General features: G+C 72.9%; 15 protein-coding genes and 1 pseudogene. 13 read left to right on the top strand and 3 right to left on the bottom strand.

Going from position 1 to position 18,502, the window contains the following annotated elements:
* Position 1: 1 nt before the first annotated feature.
* Positions 2 to 575: pseudogene (locus AB0K02_RS02150) on the top strand (Uma2 family endonuclease).
* Here the strand turns inward: AB0K02_RS02150 and AB0K02_RS02145 are convergent.
* On the bottom strand, positions 559 to 1,365 hold the full coding sequence (locus AB0K02_RS02145; RefSeq protein WP_365990408.1) for a DUF3097 domain-containing protein: 807 nt from the start codon (positions 1,363 to 1,365) through the stop codon (positions 559 to 561). The pseudogene AB0K02_RS02150 and the gene AB0K02_RS02145 overlap by 17 nt on opposite strands.
* A 26-nt stretch (positions 1,366 to 1,391) precedes the next feature.
* Entirely contained in the window at positions 1,392 to 2,114 is a 723-nt protein-coding gene (locus AB0K02_RS02140) for an MBL fold metallo-hydrolase (protein WP_365990407.1), read from the bottom strand.
* 163 nt (positions 2,115 to 2,277) lie between these two features.
* On the opposite strand from AB0K02_RS02140, the gene hrcA reads away from it, so the two are divergent.
* The 9 genes from hrcA (at position 2,278) to AB0K02_RS02095 (ending at position 13,822) form a co-directional block, all read left to right on the top strand.
* The gene (gene hrcA / locus AB0K02_RS02135; protein ID WP_365990732.1) at positions 2,278 to 3,294 is read left to right on the top strand and encodes a heat-inducible transcriptional repressor HrcA; all 1,017 of its coding nucleotides are present in this window, start codon (positions 2,278 to 2,280) and stop codon (positions 3,292 to 3,294) included.
* On the top strand, positions 3,295 to 4,431 hold the full coding sequence (dnaJ, locus tag AB0K02_RS02130; protein WP_365990406.1) for a molecular chaperone DnaJ: 1,137 nt from the start codon (positions 3,295 to 3,297) through the stop codon (positions 4,429 to 4,431).
* A 511-nt stretch (positions 4,432 to 4,942) separates the two neighbouring features.
* The gene (locus AB0K02_RS02125) at positions 4,943 to 6,016 is read left to right on the top strand and encodes a nitronate monooxygenase (protein WP_365990405.1); all 1,074 of its coding nucleotides are present in this window, start codon (positions 4,943 to 4,945) and stop codon (positions 6,014 to 6,016) included.
* A complete protein-coding gene (locus AB0K02_RS02120) occupies positions 6,013 to 6,756 on the top strand; it encodes a 16S rRNA (uracil(1498)-N(3))-methyltransferase (protein WP_365990404.1) in 744 nt (247 codons plus the stop codon). The genes AB0K02_RS02125 and AB0K02_RS02120 overlap by 4 nt, the downstream gene beginning before the upstream one ends.
* Before the next feature lie 276 nt (positions 6,757 to 7,032).
* Entirely contained in the window at positions 7,033 to 7,545 is a 513-nt protein-coding gene (locus AB0K02_RS02115; RefSeq protein WP_365990403.1) for a hypothetical protein, read from the top strand.
* A gap of 45 nt (positions 7,546 to 7,590) precedes the next feature.
* A complete protein-coding gene (locus AB0K02_RS02110) occupies positions 7,591 to 10,791 on the top strand; it encodes a S41 family peptidase (protein ID WP_365990402.1) in 3,201 nt (1,066 codons plus the stop codon).
* A gap of 723 nt (positions 10,792 to 11,514) precedes the next feature.
* Positions 11,515 to 11,874, top strand: a complete 360-nt coding sequence (locus AB0K02_RS02105) for a histidine triad nucleotide-binding protein (RefSeq protein ID WP_365990401.1) — start codon at positions 11,515 to 11,517, stop codon at positions 11,872 to 11,874.
* A gap of 15 nt (positions 11,875 to 11,889) precedes the next feature.
* Entirely contained in the window at positions 11,890 to 12,798 is a 909-nt protein-coding gene (locus tag AB0K02_RS02100; RefSeq protein ID WP_365990400.1) for a ribonuclease Z, read from the top strand.
* Positions 12,799 to 12,823: 25 nt separating this feature from the next.
* Positions 12,824 to 13,822 carry an adenosine deaminase gene (locus tag AB0K02_RS02095; RefSeq protein WP_365990399.1) on the top strand — a complete coding sequence of 333 codons (999 nt, stop codon included), beginning with the start codon at positions 12,824 to 12,826 and terminating at the stop codon, positions 13,820 to 13,822.
* Between the two features lie 7 nt (positions 13,823 to 13,829).
* On the opposite strand, the gene AB0K02_RS02090 is transcribed toward AB0K02_RS02095, so the two are convergent.
* A complete protein-coding gene (locus tag AB0K02_RS02090; RefSeq protein WP_365990398.1) occupies positions 13,830 to 15,134 on the bottom strand; it encodes a YncE family protein in 1,305 nt (434 codons plus the stop codon).
* A 152-nt stretch (positions 15,135 to 15,286) separates the two neighbouring features.
* On the opposite strand from AB0K02_RS02090, the gene AB0K02_RS02085 reads away from it, so the two are divergent.
* The 3 genes from AB0K02_RS02085 (at position 15,287) to AB0K02_RS02075 (ending at position 18,498) form a co-directional block, all read left to right on the top strand.
* On the top strand, positions 15,287 to 15,937 hold the full coding sequence (locus AB0K02_RS02085; protein WP_365990397.1) for a TetR/AcrR family transcriptional regulator: 651 nt from the start codon (positions 15,287 to 15,289) through the stop codon (positions 15,935 to 15,937).
* A gap of 241 nt (positions 15,938 to 16,178) precedes the next feature.
* Complete coding sequence (locus AB0K02_RS02080) at positions 16,179 to 17,285, top strand: PfkB family carbohydrate kinase (RefSeq protein ID WP_365990396.1); 1,107 nt, start codon at positions 16,179 to 16,181, stop codon at positions 17,283 to 17,285.
* A 199-nt stretch (positions 17,286 to 17,484) separates the two neighbouring features.
* Positions 17,485 to 18,498 (top strand): PhoH family protein, encoded by a 1,014-nt coding sequence (locus AB0K02_RS02075; protein ID WP_365990395.1) that lies wholly within the window; start codon positions 17,485 to 17,487, stop codon positions 18,496 to 18,498.
* Positions 18,499 to 18,502: the final 4 nt, after the last annotated feature.

Here is an 18,502-nt window from a genome sequence, read left to right as displayed (position 1 = left end):
GATGACCGCTGTGGATGATCACCGGATGACCGAGTTCTTCGAGAGCCTCGAGGTTCCCGAGGGGGTCAAGGTGGAGCTCCTCAGGGGGAAATCGTGATGACGGCGGGGCCGGACCTGGTCCACAACCCTCTTCGTGCAATCTGTTCAGGACGCGATTCCTCGGGATCGCTGGCACCGGTTGCAGACTCAGGACGTCGACATCCTCCGAGAGGCCAGCGAGCCGCAGCCCGACCTCGTCGTACTGGCACGGGACGCGGCTCCCGCATCCCGGTCGGCTGTTGCCTTCCGCACTCGTCACGATGCTGGTCGAGGTGGTGTCCAAGACAAGCAAGCTCCGTGACTACGTGACCAAGCGGTCGATCTACGCCGCCGGGGGTGTACCCGCGTACCTGATCATCGACCCCTCTGCTGCCAAGTGCGTGGTGCTGACCGAACCCGGCGGCAGCGGTGAGCAGGCCGACTATCGTACGGAACGAACCAGCAAGTTCGGAGAGCCAGTCCCTCTCGACGCCCTCGGCCTGACGCTCGACACCTCGGACTTCGGCACCCTGCCGGACGTCACGCAGGCTCCGTGACGAAGTCGATCAGCTCCTCCACCCGCCCCAGCAGCGCCGGCTCCAAGTCCTTGTAGGACCGCACACGCGACAGGATGTGCTGCCAGGCCGCACCCGTGTTGTCCGGCCAGCCCAGTGCCCGGCACACCCCCGTCTTCCAGTCCTCGCCGTGCGGGATCCTCGGCCACGCCGCGATGCCCAGCGACGACGGCTTCACCGCCTCCCACACGTCGATGTACGGGTGGCCCACGACCAGCACGTGCGGGTCGGTCACCGAAGCCGCGATCCGGGACTCCTTGGAGCCGGCGACCAGGTGGTCGACCAGCACGCCCAGGCGGGCGTCCGGGCCCGGGGCGAACTCGGCGACGATCGACTGGAGATCGTCGATGCCGTCCAGGTACTCCACGACCACGCCCTCGATGCGCAGGTCGTCTCCCCACACCCGTTCCACGAGTTCGGCGTCGTGGCGGCCCTCCACGTAGATCCGGCCGGCGCGGGCGACCCGGGCACGGGTGCCGGGGACCGCGACCGAGCCCGAGGCCGTACGCGCGGGGACGGCCGGCGCCGGCGCGGACGGGCGGACCAGCGTGACCACCTTGCCCTCCAGCAGGAAGCCCCGCGGCTCCAGCGGGAAGACCCGGTGCTTGCCGAAGCGGTCCTCCAGCGTCACGGTGCCCGCCTCGCAGCGGATCACCGCTCCGCAGAAGCCGGTCGCGACCTCCTCCACCACCAGATCGGGCTCCGCGGGTACCTCCGGGACCGGTGCCGACCGCTTCCACGGAGGTGTCAGGTCAGGGCTGTAGCTGCGCATGTCGGATGACGATACGACCGGTCGCCCTACGACACGCCGAAACGCGCCGCCAGCTCGTCACGCTGCGTCCGCACGAACGCCGCGTCCACCGCCGCGCCGTGCCCCGGCACGTACAGCGCGTCCTCGCCGCCGAGCGCGAGCAGGCGGTCGAGCGCCGCCGGCCAGCGCGAGGTGATCGCGTCCGGGCCCGCCTGCGGCTCGCCCGACTCCTCCACCAGGTCGCCGCAGAAGACGACCTCGGGGTCGCCGGGCACGAAGAGGGCGAGGTCGTGGCCCGAGTGGCCCGGTCCGACGTTGGCCAGCAGCACCCGGCGGCCGCCCAGGTCGAGCGTGCACTCCCCGCTCACCAGGTGGTGCGGCAGCGCCAGCAGATCGGCCGCCTCCGCCGCCGCGGCCGCCGGGACACCGTGCCGCACCGCGTCGGCGCGGATCGCGTCGCGTTCGCGGCTCAGCAGCGTGTCCACGCCGACCGCCCCGTAGATCTCCGTACCGGCGAACGCCGCCGTGCCCAGCACATGATCGAAGTGCGGGTGGCTCAGTGCGATGTACGTCACGCGGCGTCCGCCCGCCAGCGCCTGCGCCTGGACGCGGAGCTCGGCGCCCTCACGGATCGTCGAGCCCGTGTCGTACAGCAGGACGTGCTGCTCGCCCAGCACGAGGCCGACGGTCGCGTCCCAGGCCGGCAACCTGCGCCGGCCGACTCCGTCGGCCAGCCGTTCCCACCCGAAGTCTTCCCAAGCGGCGTCCATACGGCGACGCTATCCGCATCGACCAGCACAGGTCTCGCGGTAGCGTGGTCGGCCGCCCTTGCTAGGGGCGTACCCCGCCGCCGTACACTGGCCGGGGGAAGCTGGCACTCGGCCGTATCGAGTGCCAGGACACACCAAGGACCGGCAGCTGGAGGTGCGCGCGATGCTCAGCGAACGCAGGCTCGAAGTCCTGCGCGCCATCGTCCAGGACTACGTCGGCACCGAGGAGCCCGTCGGTTCCAAGGCGCTGACGGAACGCCACAAGCTCGGTGTCTCCCCGGCCACCGTCCGCAACGACATGGCCGTGCTGGAGGAGGAGGGCTACATCGCCCAGCCCCACACCAGCGCCGGCCGCATCCCCACGGACAAGGGCTACCGGCTGTTCGTCGACAAGCTGGCCGGCGTCAAGCCGCTGTCGTCCCCCGAGCGCCGGGCCATCCAGAACTTCCTGGACGGAGCCGTCGACCTCGACGACGTCGTGGGCCGCACGGTCCGCCTGCTCGCGCAGCTGACCCGGCAGGTCGCCGTCGTCCAGTACCCCTCGCTGACCCGCTCGACCGTCCGGCACGTGGAGCTGCTGTCGCTGGCGCCCGCCCGGCTGATGCTCGTACTGATCACGGACACCGGCCGGGTCGAGCAGCGGATGGTCGACTGCCCCGCGCCGTTCGGCGAGACGTCGCTGGCCGACCTGCGGGCCCGGCTCAACAGCCGCGTCGTCGGCCGCCGCTTCACGGACGTGCCGCAGCTGGTGCAGGACCTGCCCGAGTCCTTCGAGACGGAGGACCGCGGCACGGTCTCCACCGTGCTCGCGACCCTGCTGGAGACGCTGGTCGAGGAGACCGAGGAGCGGCTGATGATCGGCGGCACCGCCAATCTCACCCGCTTCGGACACGACTTCCCCCTGACGATCAGGCCGGTGCTGGAGGCGCTGGAGGAGCACGTCGTGCTGCTCAAGCTGCTCGGCGAGGCCAAGGAATCGGGCGTGACCGTGAGGATCGGGCATGAGAATGCCCACGAGGGACTGAACTCCACGTCCGTCGTCTCGGTCGGCTACGGTTCGGGCGGCGAGGCAGTCGCCAAACTCGGCGTGGTCGGACCGACCCGCATGGACTACCCCGGAACGATGGGAGCGGTACGCGCAGTGGCACGTTACGTCGGACAGATCCTGGCGGAGTCGTAAGTGGCCACGGACTACTACGCCGTACTCGGCGTGCGCCGCGACGCATCGCAGGACGAGATCAAGAAGGCCTTCCGCCGCCTCGCGCGTGAACTCCACCCGGACGTGAATCCGGACCCGAAGACGCAGGAGCGCTTCAAGGAGATCAACGCGGCGTACGAGGTGCTCTCGGACCCGCAGAAGAAGCAGGTCTACGACCTCGGCGGCGACCCGCTGTCCCAGGCCGGCGGCGGTGGTGCGGGCGGCTTCGGCGCGGGCGGCTTCGGGAACTTCTCCGACATCATGGACGCCTTCTTCGGAACGGCGTCGCAGCGCGGGCCCCGTTCGCGTACGCGGCGCGGCCAGGACGCCATGATCCGCCTGGAGGTCGAGCTCAACGAGGCGGCCTTCGGCACGACCAAGGACATCCAGGTCGACACGGCCGTGGTGTGCACGACGTGCTCCGGCGAGGGCGCGGCGCCGGGCACCTCCGCGCAGACCTGTGACATGTGCCGCGGCCGCGGCGAGGTCTCGCAGGTCACGCGGTCCTTCCTGGGCCAGGTCATGACCTCCCGTCCGTGCCCGCAGTGCCAGGGCTTCGGCACCGTCGTGCCGACCCCGTGCCCGGAGTGCGCGGGAGACGGCCGGATCCGGTCGCGCCGCACGCTCACCGTCAAGATCCCCGCGGGTGTCGACAACGGCACGCGCATCCAGCTGGCCGGAGAGGGCGAGGTCGGCCCGGGCGGCGGCCCCGCCGGTGACCTGTACGTCGAGATCCACGAGATCGCGCACCCGGTCTTCCAGCGACGCGGCGACGACCTGCACTGCACGGTGACGATCCCCATGACGGCGGCGGCGCTGGGCACGAAGTGCCCGCTGGAGACGCTCGACGGCATCGAGGAGGTCGACATCCGGCCCGGCACGCAGTCCGGCCAGTCGATCCCGCTGCACGGGCGCGGCATCACGCACCTGCGCGGAGGCGGCCGGGGCGACCTGATCGTCCACGTCGAGGTGACGACGCCGACGAAGCTGGACCCGGAGCAGGAACGGCTGCTGCGGGACCTGGCGAAGCTGCGGGGCGAGGAGCGGCCGACGGGCCAGTTCCAGCCGGGGCAGCAGGGTCTGTTCTCGCGTCTGAAGGACGCGTTCAACGGGCGTTAGCCCGTGGGGTTCCCCACCCCGTCCCTCCCGGGACCGGGGGCTCTGCCCCTGGATCCCGCAGCACGCTTCGCGCGGTGCCGTCGAACCTCTCCTGTGGCCTGGCGGCCGTGGGAGAGGCCCGGACGGGCGGGATCTCCCCCGCGAAATCCAGGTCTGCCGGGGTGTGAGGTGCGGGGTGTCTCCCCACCGGTCGGCCGGGCCGGACGTGCCGCGGGCAGAGCCGGCCCGTCCGCGGTTGAGGCGCGGTGTTCGGGCGCAGCCGGCGAACACCGCGCGAAGGACGGTACGGCTCCGGGGCGCACCCCGGTGACGAGAGACGGGGTACGAACCACGGCCGCCAGGCCGTAGGGGGATCGAGGCGCTGCGGGTCCACCCAGGGGGTCGGGCGGACGCCCCCGTTCAGGGGGAACAGGCGTGGGAGGGACAGGGCGCCGCAAGCGCCACCCGGCCCGGCCCAGCGGGGCGGAATCCTCGATTCGGTCGGGGGACCGGGGCATGCGACGATGCGTGCATGTCGTCCGCGCTGACCGGTCTTTGCCGTTATCCGATAGTGCAGGCCCCCATGGCGGGGGGTGCGTCCTGTCCGGAGCTCGCCGCCGCCGTGTCCGACGCCGGCGGGCTCGGGTTCCTCGCCGCCGGGTACAAGACGGCGGACGGCATGTACCAGGAGATCAAACAGATCCGCAGCCGCACCGCGAGCCCCTTCGGCGTCAATCTGTTCATGCCGCAGCCCGGCACGGCCGACCCGGCTGCCGTCGAGGTCTACCGGCATCAGCTCGCCGGTGAGTCCTCCTGGTACGAGACCCCGCTGGGCGACCCCGACGCGGGGCGGGACGACGGCTACGAGGCCAAGCTCGCGATCCTGGTCGACGACCCCGTCCCGGTCGTCTCCTTCACCTTCGGCTGCCCTTCGCGCGACGCGCTCGCCGCCCTGTCCGCCGCCGGCACGGTCACGGTGGTCACCGTCACCACGCCGGAGGAGGCGCAGGCCGCGCAGTGGGCGGGTGCCGACGCCGTGTGCGTGCAGGGCATCGAGGCGGGCGGCCACCAGGGAACGCACCGCGACGACCCGGCCGCGGACGGCTCCGGCATCGGGCTGCTCTCCCTGATCCCCCTGGTGCGCGAGGCGGTGCACCTGCCGGTCGTCGCGGCCGGAGGCCTGATGCGGGGCGCTCAGATCGCCGCGGTGCTGGCGGCGGGAGCGAGCGCCGCGCAGCTCGGCACGGCGTTCCTCGTCTGTCCCGAGTCCGGGGCGAACGCCCTCCACAAACAGGCCATGACCAATCCCCTCTTCGCCCGCACCGCGTTGACCCGTGCCTTCTCCGGGCGGCCGGCGCGCGGGCTGGTGAACCGCTTCATGCACGAGCACGGCCCGTACGCCCCCGCCGCCTACCCCGAGGTCCACCACCTGACGAGCGGGCTGCGCAAGGCGGCGGCGAAGGCGGGGGACCCGCAGGGCATGGCGCTGTGGGCCGGGCAGGGCCACCGGTTGGCCCGCGAGCTGCCCGCCGGGCGGCTGGTGGAGGTCCTCGTCGCGGAACTCGACTCCGCGCGCGCCGCGTTGGCGATGGGGGGTGCGCGATGACCGCCCCCGTCTTCGTCGTCGAGTCGCTCGAAGGCGTCGCGCCGGGCGGCGTCGTCACCCTGGACGGCCCCGAGGGACGGCATGCCGTGTCCGTACGGCGGCTGCAGGCGGGTGAGGAGATCGTCCTGACGGACGGTCAGGGCCGCGGAGCCGCAGGCACCGTGCTGGCCACCGAGGGCAAGGACCGGCTGACGATCGAGGTGCGGGAGTGCCCGGCCGAGCCGGAACCGGCGCCGAGGATCACCGTCGTCCAGGCGCTGCCCAAGGGTGACCGCGGCGAACTCGCCGTGGAGACGATGACCGAGACGGGCGTGGACGCCGTCGTGCCGTGGGCGGCCGCGCGCTGCATCACGCAGTGGAAGGGCGAGCGCGGGGCCAAGTCGCTGGCCAAATGGCGTTCCACCGCGCGGGAGGCGGGCAAGCAGTCCCGCAGGCTGCGCTTCCCCGAGATCGCGGAGGCGGCGACGACCAAGCAGGTGGCCGCGCTGCTGGCGGCCGCGGACTTCGCGGCCGTGCTGCACGAGGAGGGCGCGGAGCCGCTGGCCACCGCCGAACTCCCCGAAAAGGGCTCGATCGTGCTGGTCGTCGGCCCGGAGGGCGGCGTGTCCCCGCAGGAGCTGGAGGCGTTCGCGGAGGCGGGTGCCAAACCGTTCCGCCTGGGTCGCAGCGTGCTGCGCACGTCGACCGCCGGAACCGCGGCGACTGCCCTGCTGCTGGGACGCACGGGCCGCTGGTCCTGAGCAGGAGGGGCCGCGTGGCGGGACCGCCCGCGGCAGCCGGCCCGGCCGGGTGACGGCCCGTCACCGGGCGGCATTGGCTCAGCCCGCCGCGGCAGCGACCGGACCGCGCCTGACGCGCGTAGGCGTGTGGCGCACCGCCCGGCGGAACACCGCCGCATGGCCGACGGCCGGCCGGCGTGTGCGGCTGGTCCTCCTGGTCGTGGACGGACCGTACGCGCACCACGCTGGCCGCAACCGTCCTTTTCCCGCGCCCTCGTGGATGGCACGCTGCCACCCATGAGTGTGCTCAGAGCCGTGGTCGCCACCGGCGCCTGCGCAATCGCCGTCGCGGGCCTCGCCGCCTGCGACCCGGCCGCCGGCGGGCTCGACTCCGCCGCCGTGGCCGTCACCACCGACCGGACCGCGACCGCCACGCTGGAACGGCTGACCGTCGACGTGGCGTGGCTCAGCTGCACCGCCACCGTGAACAGGGTGGCGAGCCCCACGGCCACCACCCCGGCGCCGGGCAGCGCGACGGTCGACTGCCGGGGAGAGACCGAATCCGGCCAGGTCATCACCATCAAGGGCAAGGTGACCGACGAGCGCGCCGGACAGTGCGTACGGGGGGATCTGACCGCCCGGATCGACGGGAAGGTCGCCTTCCAGGCCACCATGCTCGGCGACTGCTCCGCCGCGCCGAGCAGCACCGCGCCCGGCACGAGGGGCCCCGGGACCAGCGCGCCGCCCCGGCCGGGCCCCACGGTCACCGTCACCGAGACCGTCACCGTGACCGCCGTTCCGGCCAAGTGATCCAAAGCCTCACGCGGGGGCCCTCCGCCTGCCTAGGGTGACGGTGTGACGCACCCTGCCTACCTCCGGTTTCCCCATCTGCACGGCGAGTCGATCGCCTTCACCGCCGAGGACGACGTCTGGGTGGCGCCGCTCGACGGCGGCCGCGCGTGGCGCGTCAGCGCCGACGACGTGCCCGTGAACCATCCGAGAATCTCGCCCGACGGCACGCGCATCGCCTGGACCTCGTATCGCGACGGCGCGCCCGAGGTGCACGTCGCGCCCCTCGACGGCGGGCCGTCGGACCGCCTGACCCACTGGGGCAGCTACAAGACCTCCGTACGCGGCTGGACCCCGGACGGCCACGTGCTCGCGCTCACGACCCACGGGCAGGCGTCGTTGCGCCGCACCTGGGCGCAGGCCGTCCCCCTCGACGGCGGCCCCGCCGCCACCCTGCCCTACGGGCCCGTCGGCGACGTCGCCTTCGGGCCGCAGACGCTGTTGCTCTCGGCGACGATGGGACGTGAGGCCGCGGCGTGGAAGCGCTACCGCGGCGGTACCGCGGGCAAGTTGTGGATCGACGCGGCGGGTGACGGAGAGTTCGTACGCCTCCACGAGGGCGTCGACGGCAACATCGAGTACCCCCTGTGGGTCGGCGAGCGGATCGCGTTCCTGTCCGACCACGAGGGAGTCGGCGCGCTGTACTCCTCGCTGCCCGACGGCTCCGACCTTCGCCGGCACACCGACATCGAGGGCTTCTACGCCCGCCAGGCCGCCACCGACGGCACCCGCGTCGTCTACACCTGCGCCGGCGAGCTGTGGATCCTCGACGACCTGGCCGGCGCCGAGCCGCGCCGGCTCGACATCAGGCTCGGCGGTCAGCGCACCGATCTGCGCTCCCGCCCCGTCGACGCCGACCACAACCTCGGCGACGCCGCCCCCGACCACACCGGCCGCGGCAGCGCCGTCGAGGTCCGCGGCGGCATCCACTGGGTCACCCACCGCGGAGGGCCCGCGCGTTCGCTCGCCGTGGAGCCCGGCGTGCGGTCCCGGCTGCCGCGCACGTTCCGCGTGGACGGCGAGGAGCACGTCGTCTGGGTGACCGACGCCGAGGGGGACGACGCGCTCGAGTTCGCGCCGGCGACCGGGCCCGCCGCGGGCGCCACGCCCCGCAGGCTCGCCGCCGGCCGGATCGGCCGCGTTCTCAGCCTCGCCGTCGCGCCCGACGGCAGCCGCGCGGCCGTCGCCTCGCACGACGGCCGGGTGCTCCTCGTCGAGCGCGAGTCCGGCGAGGTCCGCGAGGTCGACCGCGGCGAGCACGGCGACGCCACAGGGCTCGTCTTCTCACCCGACTCGGCCTGGCTCGCCTGGTCGCACCCCGGCCCCAGCCCGCTGCGCCAGATCAAACTCGCCAACACCGGCGACCTGACGGTCTCCGAGGCGACACCGCTGCGGTTCAAGGACTTCCAGCCCGCCTTCACGCTCGACGGCAAGCACCTCGCCTTCCTCTCCGAGCGGTCCTTCGACCCGGTCTACGACACGCACGTCTTCGACCTCGCCTTCATCGGCGGCTGCCGGCCGCACCTGATCACGCTGGCCGCCACGACGCCCTCGCCGTTCGGGCCGCAGCGGCACGGGCGGGCCTTCGACCCGGACAAAGACGGTCCGTCCGACTCCGCGGCGGACGAGGGCGCCGCGCCCGTCACCCGTATCGACCTCGACGGACTCGCGGACCGCATAGTGCCGTTCCCCGTCGAGGCCGCCCGTTATTCGACGCTGCGCGCCGCGAAGGACGGGCTGCTGTGGCTGCGGCACCCACTGCGCGGAGTCCTCGGCGCGGCCCGTGCCACGCCCGACGACCCCGGCCCGAAGACCGCGCTGGAGCGGTACGACCTGGTCCAGCAGCACATCGAGGAACTCTGCGGGGACGCCGACTACTTCCGCGTCAGCGGTGACGGCAAGCGGATCCTGCTCCACACCGACGACAAGCTCAAGGTCGTCCCCAGCGACCGGCGCGCCTCCCGCGACGAGGACTCCGACACCAACATCACCGTCGACCTCAGCCGCGTGCGCCGGACGATCGACCCGGCCGCCGAGTGGCGGCAGATGTACGACGAGGCCGGGCGATTGATGCGCGACCAGTTCTGGCGCGCCGATCTCGGCGGCGTCGACTGGGACGCGGTGCTGGAGCGGTACCGGCCGGTGCTGGCCCGCGTCGCCACCCATGACGACCTGGTCGACCTGCTGTGGGAGGTGCACGGCGAACTCGGCACCTCGCACGCGTACGTCATGCCGTCAGGCGGCTACGGCAGCGGCGCGACCCGGCAGGGGCTGCTCGGCGCGGACATCTGCCGCGCGGAGGACGGGACCTGGCGGATCGACCGCATCCTGCCCTCGGAGACGTCCGACCCGCACGCCCAATCACCGCTCGCGGCGCCGGGCGTCGCACTGCGCGCGGGGGACGCGATCGTCGCCGTGGACGGGCGGCCCGTCGACTCCGTGCGGGGCCCCGGGCCGCTGCTCGTCGGCTCGGCGGGCAAGCCCGTCGAACTCACCGTGTCCCCGGCGGGGGGCGGCGACCCGCGCCACGCGGTGGTGGTGCCCCTCGCCGACGAGGAGCCGCTGCGGTACCACGCCTGGGTGGCTGACCGGCGGGCGTACGTCCACGAGAAGTCGGGGGGCCGTCTCGGCTACCTCCATGTCCCGGACATGCAGGCGCCCGGCTGGGCCCAGATCCACCGTGACCTGAGGGTGGAGGTGGCGCGCGAGGGTCTGGTCGTCGACGTGCGCGAGAACCGCGGCGGCCACACGTCGCAGCTCGTCGTCGAGAAGCTGGCCCGCCGCATCGTGGGCTGGGACCTGCCGCGAGGGATGCAGCCGTCCAGCTACCCGCTGGACGCTCCCCGGGGGCCGGTGGTGGCCGTGGCGAACGAGTTCTCCGGCTCGGACGGCGACATCGTGAACGCGGCGATCAAGGCGCTCGGCATCGGCCCGGTGGTGGGCACGCGCACGTGGGGCGGTGTGGTGGGCATCGACAGCCGCTACTCCCTGGTCGACGGCACGCTGGTGACCCAGCCCAAGTACGCCTTCTGGCTGGAGGGTTACGGCTGGGACGTGGAGAACCGCGGCGTGGACCCGGACGTGGAGGTGGTGCCGACGCCCCAGGACCACGCGGCGGGACGGGACCCGCAGCTGGACGAGGCGATCCGGATGGCGCTGTCGGCGCTGGAGGAGACGGGGGCGAAGACGCCGCCCGCGCTGCCGTGACCGGGGGCGGCGGCGCCTGCGGCGGGCCTTTCCCCACCCCGCCCCCCTATGGCCTGGCGGCTGTGGGCGGTACGCCCGTCCTGTAACCGGGGGCTCCGGGTCCCGGGCCCTTCCCCTACGGCCTGGCGGCTGTGGGTGGTACGCCCATTCCCGTAACGGGGGCCCCGGGCCCCGGGCCTCCTCCTACGGTCTGGCGGCCGTGGGTGGTACCCCCATTCCCGTGACCGGGGGCTCCGGCCCCGGGCCCTCCCCCTACGGTCTAGCGGCCGTGGGTGGTACGCCCGTCTCGTAACCGGGGGCTCCGGGCCCGGGCCCTCCCCCTACGGTCTGGCGGCCGTGGGTGGTACGCCCATTCCCGTGACCGGGGGCTCCGGCCCCGGACCTTCCCCCCTACGGCCCGGCGGCCGTGGGTGGTACGCCCATTCCCGTGACCGGGGGCTCTGCCACGGACCGTCCTCCTACGCCCTGCGGGCGTGGAGGCCCAGCGCCTCAAGCGCGGGCGGGGCTGGATTTCGCGGAGCGAAATCAGCCCGTCCGGCGCTTGAGGACACCGCGCGAAGCGCGGTCCCCGGGTCCGGGCGGAGCCCGGTTACGGGAAAGGGCGGGGTGGGGAAGGCGCCCCGCGCAGCGGGCCCGAGGCGTGGGCCCGGCGCCCCGCGCGCCCGCGCACGGCCGATAGCATGCCGTCAGCAGTGACACCCACCCGCGAGGAGGCGCCCCCGCATGGCCGGAGAACCGCAGCCGGACTGCCTGTTCTGCAAGATCGCCGCAGGGGAGGTCCCCGCCACCATCGTGCGCGAGACCGCGACCACCGTCGCCTTCCGGGACATCAACCCCCAGGCGCCCACCCACGTCCTGGTCATCCCCAGGGCCCACTACCGCGACGCCGCCACCCTCGCCTCCGCCGCGCCGGAGCTCGCCGCCGACGTGCTGCGGGAGGCCGGTGAGGTCGCCGCCGACGAGAAGGCCGACGCGACCGGCTACCGCGTCGTCTTCAACACCGGCTCCGGTGCCGGGCAGACCGTCTTCCACGCCCACGCCCACGTGCTCGGCGGCCGCGGCCTCGAGTGGCCCCCCGGATAGGGGCGGGGCAGCGCAGTGTCCGTCCGTGAACTGGTGGTGCTCGGCACCGCCAGCCAGGTCCCGACCCGGCACCGCAACCACAACGGCTATCTGCTGCGCTGGGACGGCGAGGGCATCCTCTTCGACCCCGGCGAGGGCACCCAGCGGCAGATGCTGCGCGCCGGCGTGTCCGCGCACGACATCGACCGGATCTGCGTCACGCACTTCCACGGCGACCACTCCCTGGGCCTGGCCGGGGTGATCCAGCGGATCAACCTCGACCAGGTCCCGCACCCGGTCGTCGCCCACTACCCCGCCGTCGGCCGGCGCTTCTTCGACCGGCTGCGGTACGCGACGGCCTACCGCGAGACCGTGCGCCTCGTCGAGACGCCCGTCGCCGCCGACGGCGTCCTCGCACGGGCCGACGCGTACACCCTGGAGGCGTACCGGCTGTCCCACCCCGTCGAGTCCTACGGTTACCGGCTCGTCGAGCCGGACGGCCGCCGGATACTGCCCGAGCGGCTCGCCGCGCACGGCATCAAGGGCCCGGACGTCGGCCGGCTCCAGCGCGAGGGGGCGCTCGGCGGCGTCACGCTGGACGACGTCAGCGAGGTCCGCCGCGGGCAGCGGTTCGCGTTCGTCATGGACACCCGGCTCTGCGACGGCGTCCACGCGCTCGCCGAGGGCTGCGACATGCTGGTCATCGAGTCCACGTTCCTGGACGAGGACGTGCGGCTGGCCACCGAGCACGGTCATCTGACCGCCGGTCAGGCCGGCCGGGCCGCCCACGAGGCGGGCGTACGGCACCTCGTCCTCACGCACTTCTCGCAGCGCTACACGGACGCCGCCGACACCTTCGAGCGCCAGGCCCGCGCCGCCGGGTTCGACGGCGAGTTGACCGTCGCCCGGGACCTGTGGCGCATCCCCGTGCCCAAGCGCTCCTGAAGGCACCGCGGCCTAGAATCGGGTCATGCCCCTCCCCAAGGCCGAACTGCACCTTCACATCGAAGGCACCCTGGAGCCCGAGCTCGCCTTCGCCCTCGCCGCGCGCAACGGCGTCGAACTCCCCTTCGCGGACACCGCCGAACTGCGCGGCGCCTACGACTTCAAGGACCTCCAGTCGTTCCTCGACCTGTACTACGGGCTGATGGCCGTGCTGCGCACCGAGGACGACTTCGCCGAGCTGGCGGACGCCTATCTCGCGCGTGCCGCCGCCCAGGGCGTACGCCACGCGGAGATCTTCTTCGACCCGCAGGCGCACACCGCCCGCGGCGTCCCGATCGGCACGGTGATCGAGGGCCTCGGACGAGCGCTGGACGGAGCCCGCGACCGGCACGGCGTCTCCACGCGCCTGATCATGTGCTTCCTGCGCGACGAGCCGGCCGAGTCCGCGATGGCGACGCTGCGGGAGGCGGAGCCGTATCTGCGCCGGATCACGGGCGTCGGTCTCGACTCGGCGGAGGTCGGGCACCCGCCGTCGAAGTTCCGGGAGGTCTACAAGGCGGCGGCGGCCCTCGGGCTGCGCCGGGTCGCGCACGCGGGGGAGGAGGGCCCGGCCGCGTACGTCCGCGAGGCGCTGGACGTCCTCGGCGTCGAGCGGATCGACCACGGGCTGCGCTCCATGGAGGACCCCGACCTGGTGGCGCGGCTGGTGCGGGAGCGGGTGCCGCTGACGCTGTGCCCGCTGTCCAACGTCCGGCTGCGGACCGTCGACACGCTCGCGGACCATCCGCTGCCCAGGATGATGGCCGCCGGCCTGATGTGCACGGTCAACTCGGACGACCCCGCCTACTTCGGGGGCTACGTCGGCGACAACTTCCGCGCCGTGCGCGAGACGTTGCCGCTCGGCGACGAGGAACTGCGCGAACTGGCCCGCAACTCCTTCCTGGCGTCGTTCCTCGACGACGAGGAGGAGTTGCGGGCCCGGTATCTCGCCGAGGTGGCGGCCTACGACTTCGGGCGCGGCTGACGAGCGGTCAGCCGCTCGCCGCCGGTCCCGTCCAGTCGGCCTGGACACGGGCGATGCGGACCCGCTGCGGATGGTCGCCGACGGCCACGGTCGCGACCTTGCGGCCGGTCGCGAAGTCGATCGCGGTGACGGCGTCCGCGCCGCTCTCCGAGATGACGCACGATCTGCCGTCGCCGCTGACCGTGGCCCAGTACGGCTTCGAGGCCGCAACCGCCGGGCTCTCTCGGAGCGTGGCGCGGTCGACGATCGTCGCGTAGTCGTCCATCGTCCCGGCGACGCAGAGCTTGTCGCCCCGGGGGCTCATCGACATGCCGTGGTGGCGTGAGTCGTTGACCCAGGTGGTGCGGTCCTCGCTGGTCGCCGGGTTCTTCGGCAGTTCCTTCACGCGGGTGACCTTGTCTGCGGCGACGTCGTACTCGACGAAGCCGTTGAAGAACGACACCTGGAAGTACAGCCGGGACTCGTCCGGTGTGAACGCGACGGGACGGACCGCGTCGGAGAGGTCCCGGCGGCCGAAGTCGTCCAGGCGCTGACGCATGTCGATCACCTTGACCCGCTGGTACGTCCGCGCGTCGACGACGGTGATCCGGCGGTCGCCCTTCGTCCAGTCCAGCCAGGGCGCGTCGAGCGGGGTGGTGACCTCGCCGATCGACATGTTCCACAGGTACCTGCCGCCGTCGGTGAAGACGTTCTCGTGCGGCTTGTCGCCGGTCGCGAAGGAGCCGGTCTCCCGGCCGGTGGTGATGTCGAGGACGTGCACGGTGTCGGAGGTCGACGCGGAGACGGCGACGCGCGTGCCGTCGGGGGAGACCGCCATGTGGTCGGCGCGGAAACCGGACACCGGGAAACGCCAGTTGAGTCCGCCGGTGGTGAGGTCGACGGAGACGACGTCGGCGAAGCTCGGCCGGGAGACGACCATGGCCGTGCCGTCCGGCGTCGCGTACATGTCGTCGACGAACTGGTCGTGCCCCTCACCGGGGCCCTGCCGGACGCCGAGGAAGAAGGCGAGCTTGACGGGGTCGAGGTGGATCTCCCGCAGCCGCTCCTCCTTGTCCGGGATGACGTTCACCCGGGCGATCCGCCGGAAGTCCCCCTGGGCCTCGATGACATCGGCGGTCCCGTCCCAGTTGTTGCCGACGAACATGACCTCGCGCAGCGCGGCCCCGCTCTCCGCGTTCCGCGACCCCGCCGTACCCGTCGTGTCCGCCGTACCCGTCGTGGCCTCCGCGTGGGCCGGGAGCGCGGCGCCGGCCGCGAGGGCCAGGGCGGCGGCGATCGCGCCTGCCGTCCGCCTGGTGCTGGACAAAGACATGGTCCTTCCTTCCGGGCAGGCGGCCGGTCCGAGCACCGGGCGCAGTCTGAATACGAACTCGTTCAGATTGGGCTACTGGAAAGTAACGAGTGGTGGGACACTCCACAAGACTGTGGACACGACAAAATGGGCCGGTCTATGAGGGAGGGTCATTGGCGGGCAGACTCAAGGCCCCGAGGGGCCGTTACGGGGGCAGATCGGCCGAGGAGCGGCAGGCCGAGCGGCGGCAGCGGTTCCTCGACGCGGGCCTGCGGCTGTTCGGGGACAGCCCGGGCTACCGGGCGACGACGGTCGCGGCGCTGAGCGAGGCGGCGGGGCTGTCGACCCGGCAGTTCTACGAGGAGTTCCGCACGCTGGAGGACGTGCTCGCGGCGCTCCATCTCCAGGTCAACGACTGGGCCGAGGAGGCGGCGCTGGCCGCGCTCGCGCAGGCGGAGGGCCTGCCGGTGGCGGAGCGGGCGACGGCGGTCTTCCGGGCGTACGCGGCGAACGTGACCGGTGATCCGCGGCGTATCCGCATCACCTTCACCGAGATCGTCGGAGTGAGCCCGGCGATGGAGCGTCAGCGGCTGGCCCGGCGGGCCCGCTGGGTGGACTTCATCTGCGCCGAGGCGGCGCGGGCGGTGCAGCGGGGCGAGGCCGAGCCGCGTGACTACCGGATCGCCGCGGCGGCGTTCATCGGCAGCGTCAACGGCCTGCTGCACGACTGGAGCGCCGGATGGGTGGACGCGACGCTCGACGAACTGGTCGACGAACTGGTGCGGATGCTGCTCGGCATCCTGCGTCCCGTGCCGCCGCTCTGACGTCGTCGTCCATCCACCTGGACGCCGGGGGCGGGGAGCACGGGCCTGTCCGCCCTCGCCGCGCGCGTCCGCGGCGACCCGCCCGGGCGAGCGGCACGGACGCCGTGGGCGCGGGCGCCGCGGGGCCGGCGAAGCACGCCGCCCCGGGGGACGTGACCGCGTCCCCCCTGGAACGTCAATGCGCCGCGTGGTTTCGGGCAGACTGGCCTGATATCCGCACCACGTACTCGGAGCGCGCACGGTGACCATTCGCGACGGACAGCACCTGTACACGGCGGCCGGCCTGGACCCCCTGGCCGCCCTGCGCACGCCTGCCGATCCGCCGTGCGACGTCTACCTCACGGGCAGCGTCTTCCTCGACATCATCTTCACCGGCCTCGACTCCGCGCCGGTCCGCGGCACGGAGTCCTGGGCGACCGGCATGGGCTCCAGCCCCGGCGGCGTCGCGAACATGGCCACCGCACTCGCCCGCCTCGGGCTGCGCACGTCCCTGGCCGCGGCCTTCGGCGACGACCACTACGGCGAGTACTGCTGGGACGCGCTGGAACAGGGCGAGGGCATCGACCTCACCCTGTCCCGCACCGTCCCGGGCTGGCACTCGCCCGTCACCGTCTCCATGGCCTACGAGGGCGAGCGCACCATGGTGTCCCACGGACACGAGGCGCCTCCGGCCGAGTCCGCCCCTCAGTGCCCGCCGCCCGCGCGCGCGGCGATCGCCTCCCTCGCCCCCGACCGGGCCGAGTGGATCGCCCAGGCCGCCCGCAAGGGCACCCGGGTCTTCGCGGACGTCGGCTGGGACGAGAGCGGCCGCTGGGACCCGGCCGACCTCGCCGACCTGGAGCACTGCGAGGCGTTCCTGCCCAACGCCGACGAGGCGATGCGCTACACCCGCACCGAGTGCCCGCTCGCCGCCGCCCAGGCCCTGACGGAGCACGTCCGGCTCGCGGTCGTCACGCTGGGTGCCGAGGGCGCGTACGCCGTGGACGGTGCGACCGGCGAGAGCGCGCAGGTCCCGGCCATCGAGGTGGAGGCGCTGGACCCGACCGGCGCCGGTGACGTGTTCGTGGCGGGCTTCGTCACGGGCACCCTCGCCGGCTGGCCGCTCGCCGACCGTCTCGCCTTCGCCGGGCTGACCGCGGCGCTGTCGGTGCAGGAGTTCGGCGGATCGCTCTCCGCGCCGGGCTGGTCGGAGATCGCGGCCTGGTGGCAGTCGGTGCAGCGCCTCCCGGACCAGGATCCCGCCGCGCTGCGCCGCTACGCCTTCCTGGAGGACCTGCTGCCCGAGGCGGCCCGGCCGTGGCCGCTGCGCCGGGCCGTCCCCACGATCGGCTTCGGCCGCAACGGCTGAGCCCGGCCCGCCCCCCCTTTCCCGGTCCGCCCCCTTCCCGGCCTGCCGCCGGTCGCGGCCCGCCCCCCGGGCCCGGCCCCCCTCCCGGCGGAAAAGCCCTCGGTCCTGTCAGTGACACGTCGTACCCTGGATGGTCCAGAGGTTGTCGACCAGCGAGAACCCTGCAACGGGAGGTATGTGCAGGCCACAGAGCCGGCCCATGACTCAGACACCCACAGCCCAGACCCCAGCGCCGGGGCAGGCGCGAGCCCACTTCACCGTCCCCGCCAAGCATCCGATGGTGACGGTCCTCGGCTCTGGCGATGCTTTGCTGCGCGTGATCGAAAAGGCCTTCCCGGCGGCAGACATCCATGTCCGCGGCAACGAGATCAGCGCGGTCGGTGACGCCACGGAAGTCGCTCTGATCCAGCGCCTGTTCGACGAGATGATGCTCGTGCTCCGCACCGGGCAACCGATGACGGAGGACGCAGTGGAACGCTCCATCGCCATGCTCAGGGAGGAGACCGGGGGCAAGGCCGTCGAGACCCCGTCGGAGGTGCTCACCCAGAACATCCTCTCCAGCCGGGGCCGCACCATCCGCCCGAAGACGCTGAACCAGAAGCGGTACGTCGACGCGATCGACAAGCACACGGTGGTGTTCGGCATCGGCCCCGCCGGCACGGGCAAGACGTACCTCGCCATGGCCAAGGCCGTGCAGGCGCTGCAGTCCAAGCAGGTCAACCGCATCATCCTGACCCGGCCCGCCGTCGAGGCCGGTGAGCGCCTCGGCTTCCTGCCCGGCACGCTGTACGAGAAGATCGACCCGTATCTGCGCCCGCTCTACGACGCGCTGCACGACATGCTCGACCCCGACTCGATCCCGCGCCTGATGGCCGCGGGCACCATCGAGGTCGCGCCCCTCGCGTACATGCGCGGCCGCACGCTCAACGACGCGTTCATCATCCTCGACGAGGCCCAGAACACGAACCCCGAGCAGATGAAGATGTTCCTCACGCGGCTCGGCTTCGATTCCAAGATCGTGATCACCGGTGACGTGACGCAGGTCGACCTGCCGGGCGGCACCAAGAGCGGTCTGCGTCAGGTCCGGGAGATCCTGGACGGGGTCGACGACGTGCACTTCTCGCTGCTCACCTCGCAGGATGTCGTACGGCACAAGCTGGTCGGCCGTATCGTCGACGCGTACGAGCAGTACGACAGCCGCAACGGGAAGTAGAACA

The organism is Streptomyces sp. NPDC049597, from assembly GCF_040675505.1.
In the GTDB taxonomy this organism is placed as follows: domain Bacteria; phylum Actinomycetota; class Actinomycetes; order Streptomycetales; family Streptomycetaceae; genus Streptomyces.
The sequence above is the reverse complement of the archived record's forward strand: the minus strand, read 5'-3'. Positions and strand labels throughout refer to the sequence as shown.

Coding starts and splice junctions, on each gene's coding strand:
- AB0K02_RS02145 (WP_365990408.1), bottom strand. CDS start 1,365: ATGCGCAGCTACAGCCCTGACCTGACACCTCCGTGGAAGCGGTCGGCA.
- AB0K02_RS02140 (WP_365990407.1), bottom strand. CDS start 2,114: ATGGACGCCGCTTGGGAAGACTTCGGGTGGGAACGGCTGGCCGACGGA.
- hrcA (WP_365990732.1), top strand. CDS start 2,278: ATGCTCAGCGAACGCAGGCTCGAAGTCCTGCGCGCCATCGTCCAGGAC.
- AB0K02_RS02125 (WP_365990405.1), top strand. CDS start 4,943: ATGTCGTCCGCGCTGACCGGTCTTTGCCGTTATCCGATAGTGCAGGCC.
- AB0K02_RS02120 (WP_365990404.1), top strand. CDS start 6,013: ATGACCGCCCCCGTCTTCGTCGTCGAGTCGCTCGAAGGCGTCGCGCCG.
- AB0K02_RS02115 (WP_365990403.1), top strand. CDS start 7,033: ATGAGTGTGCTCAGAGCCGTGGTCGCCACCGGCGCCTGCGCAATCGCC.
- AB0K02_RS02105 (WP_365990401.1), top strand. CDS start 11,515: ATGGCCGGAGAACCGCAGCCGGACTGCCTGTTCTGCAAGATCGCCGCA.
- AB0K02_RS02095 (WP_365990399.1), top strand. CDS start 12,824: ATGCCCCTCCCCAAGGCCGAACTGCACCTTCACATCGAAGGCACCCTG.
- AB0K02_RS02090 (WP_365990398.1), bottom strand. CDS start 15,134: ATGTCTTTGTCCAGCACCAGGCGGACGGCAGGCGCGATCGCCGCCGCC.
- AB0K02_RS02075 (WP_365990395.1), top strand. CDS start 17,485: ATGACTCAGACACCCACAGCCCAGACCCCAGCGCCGGGGCAGGCGCGA.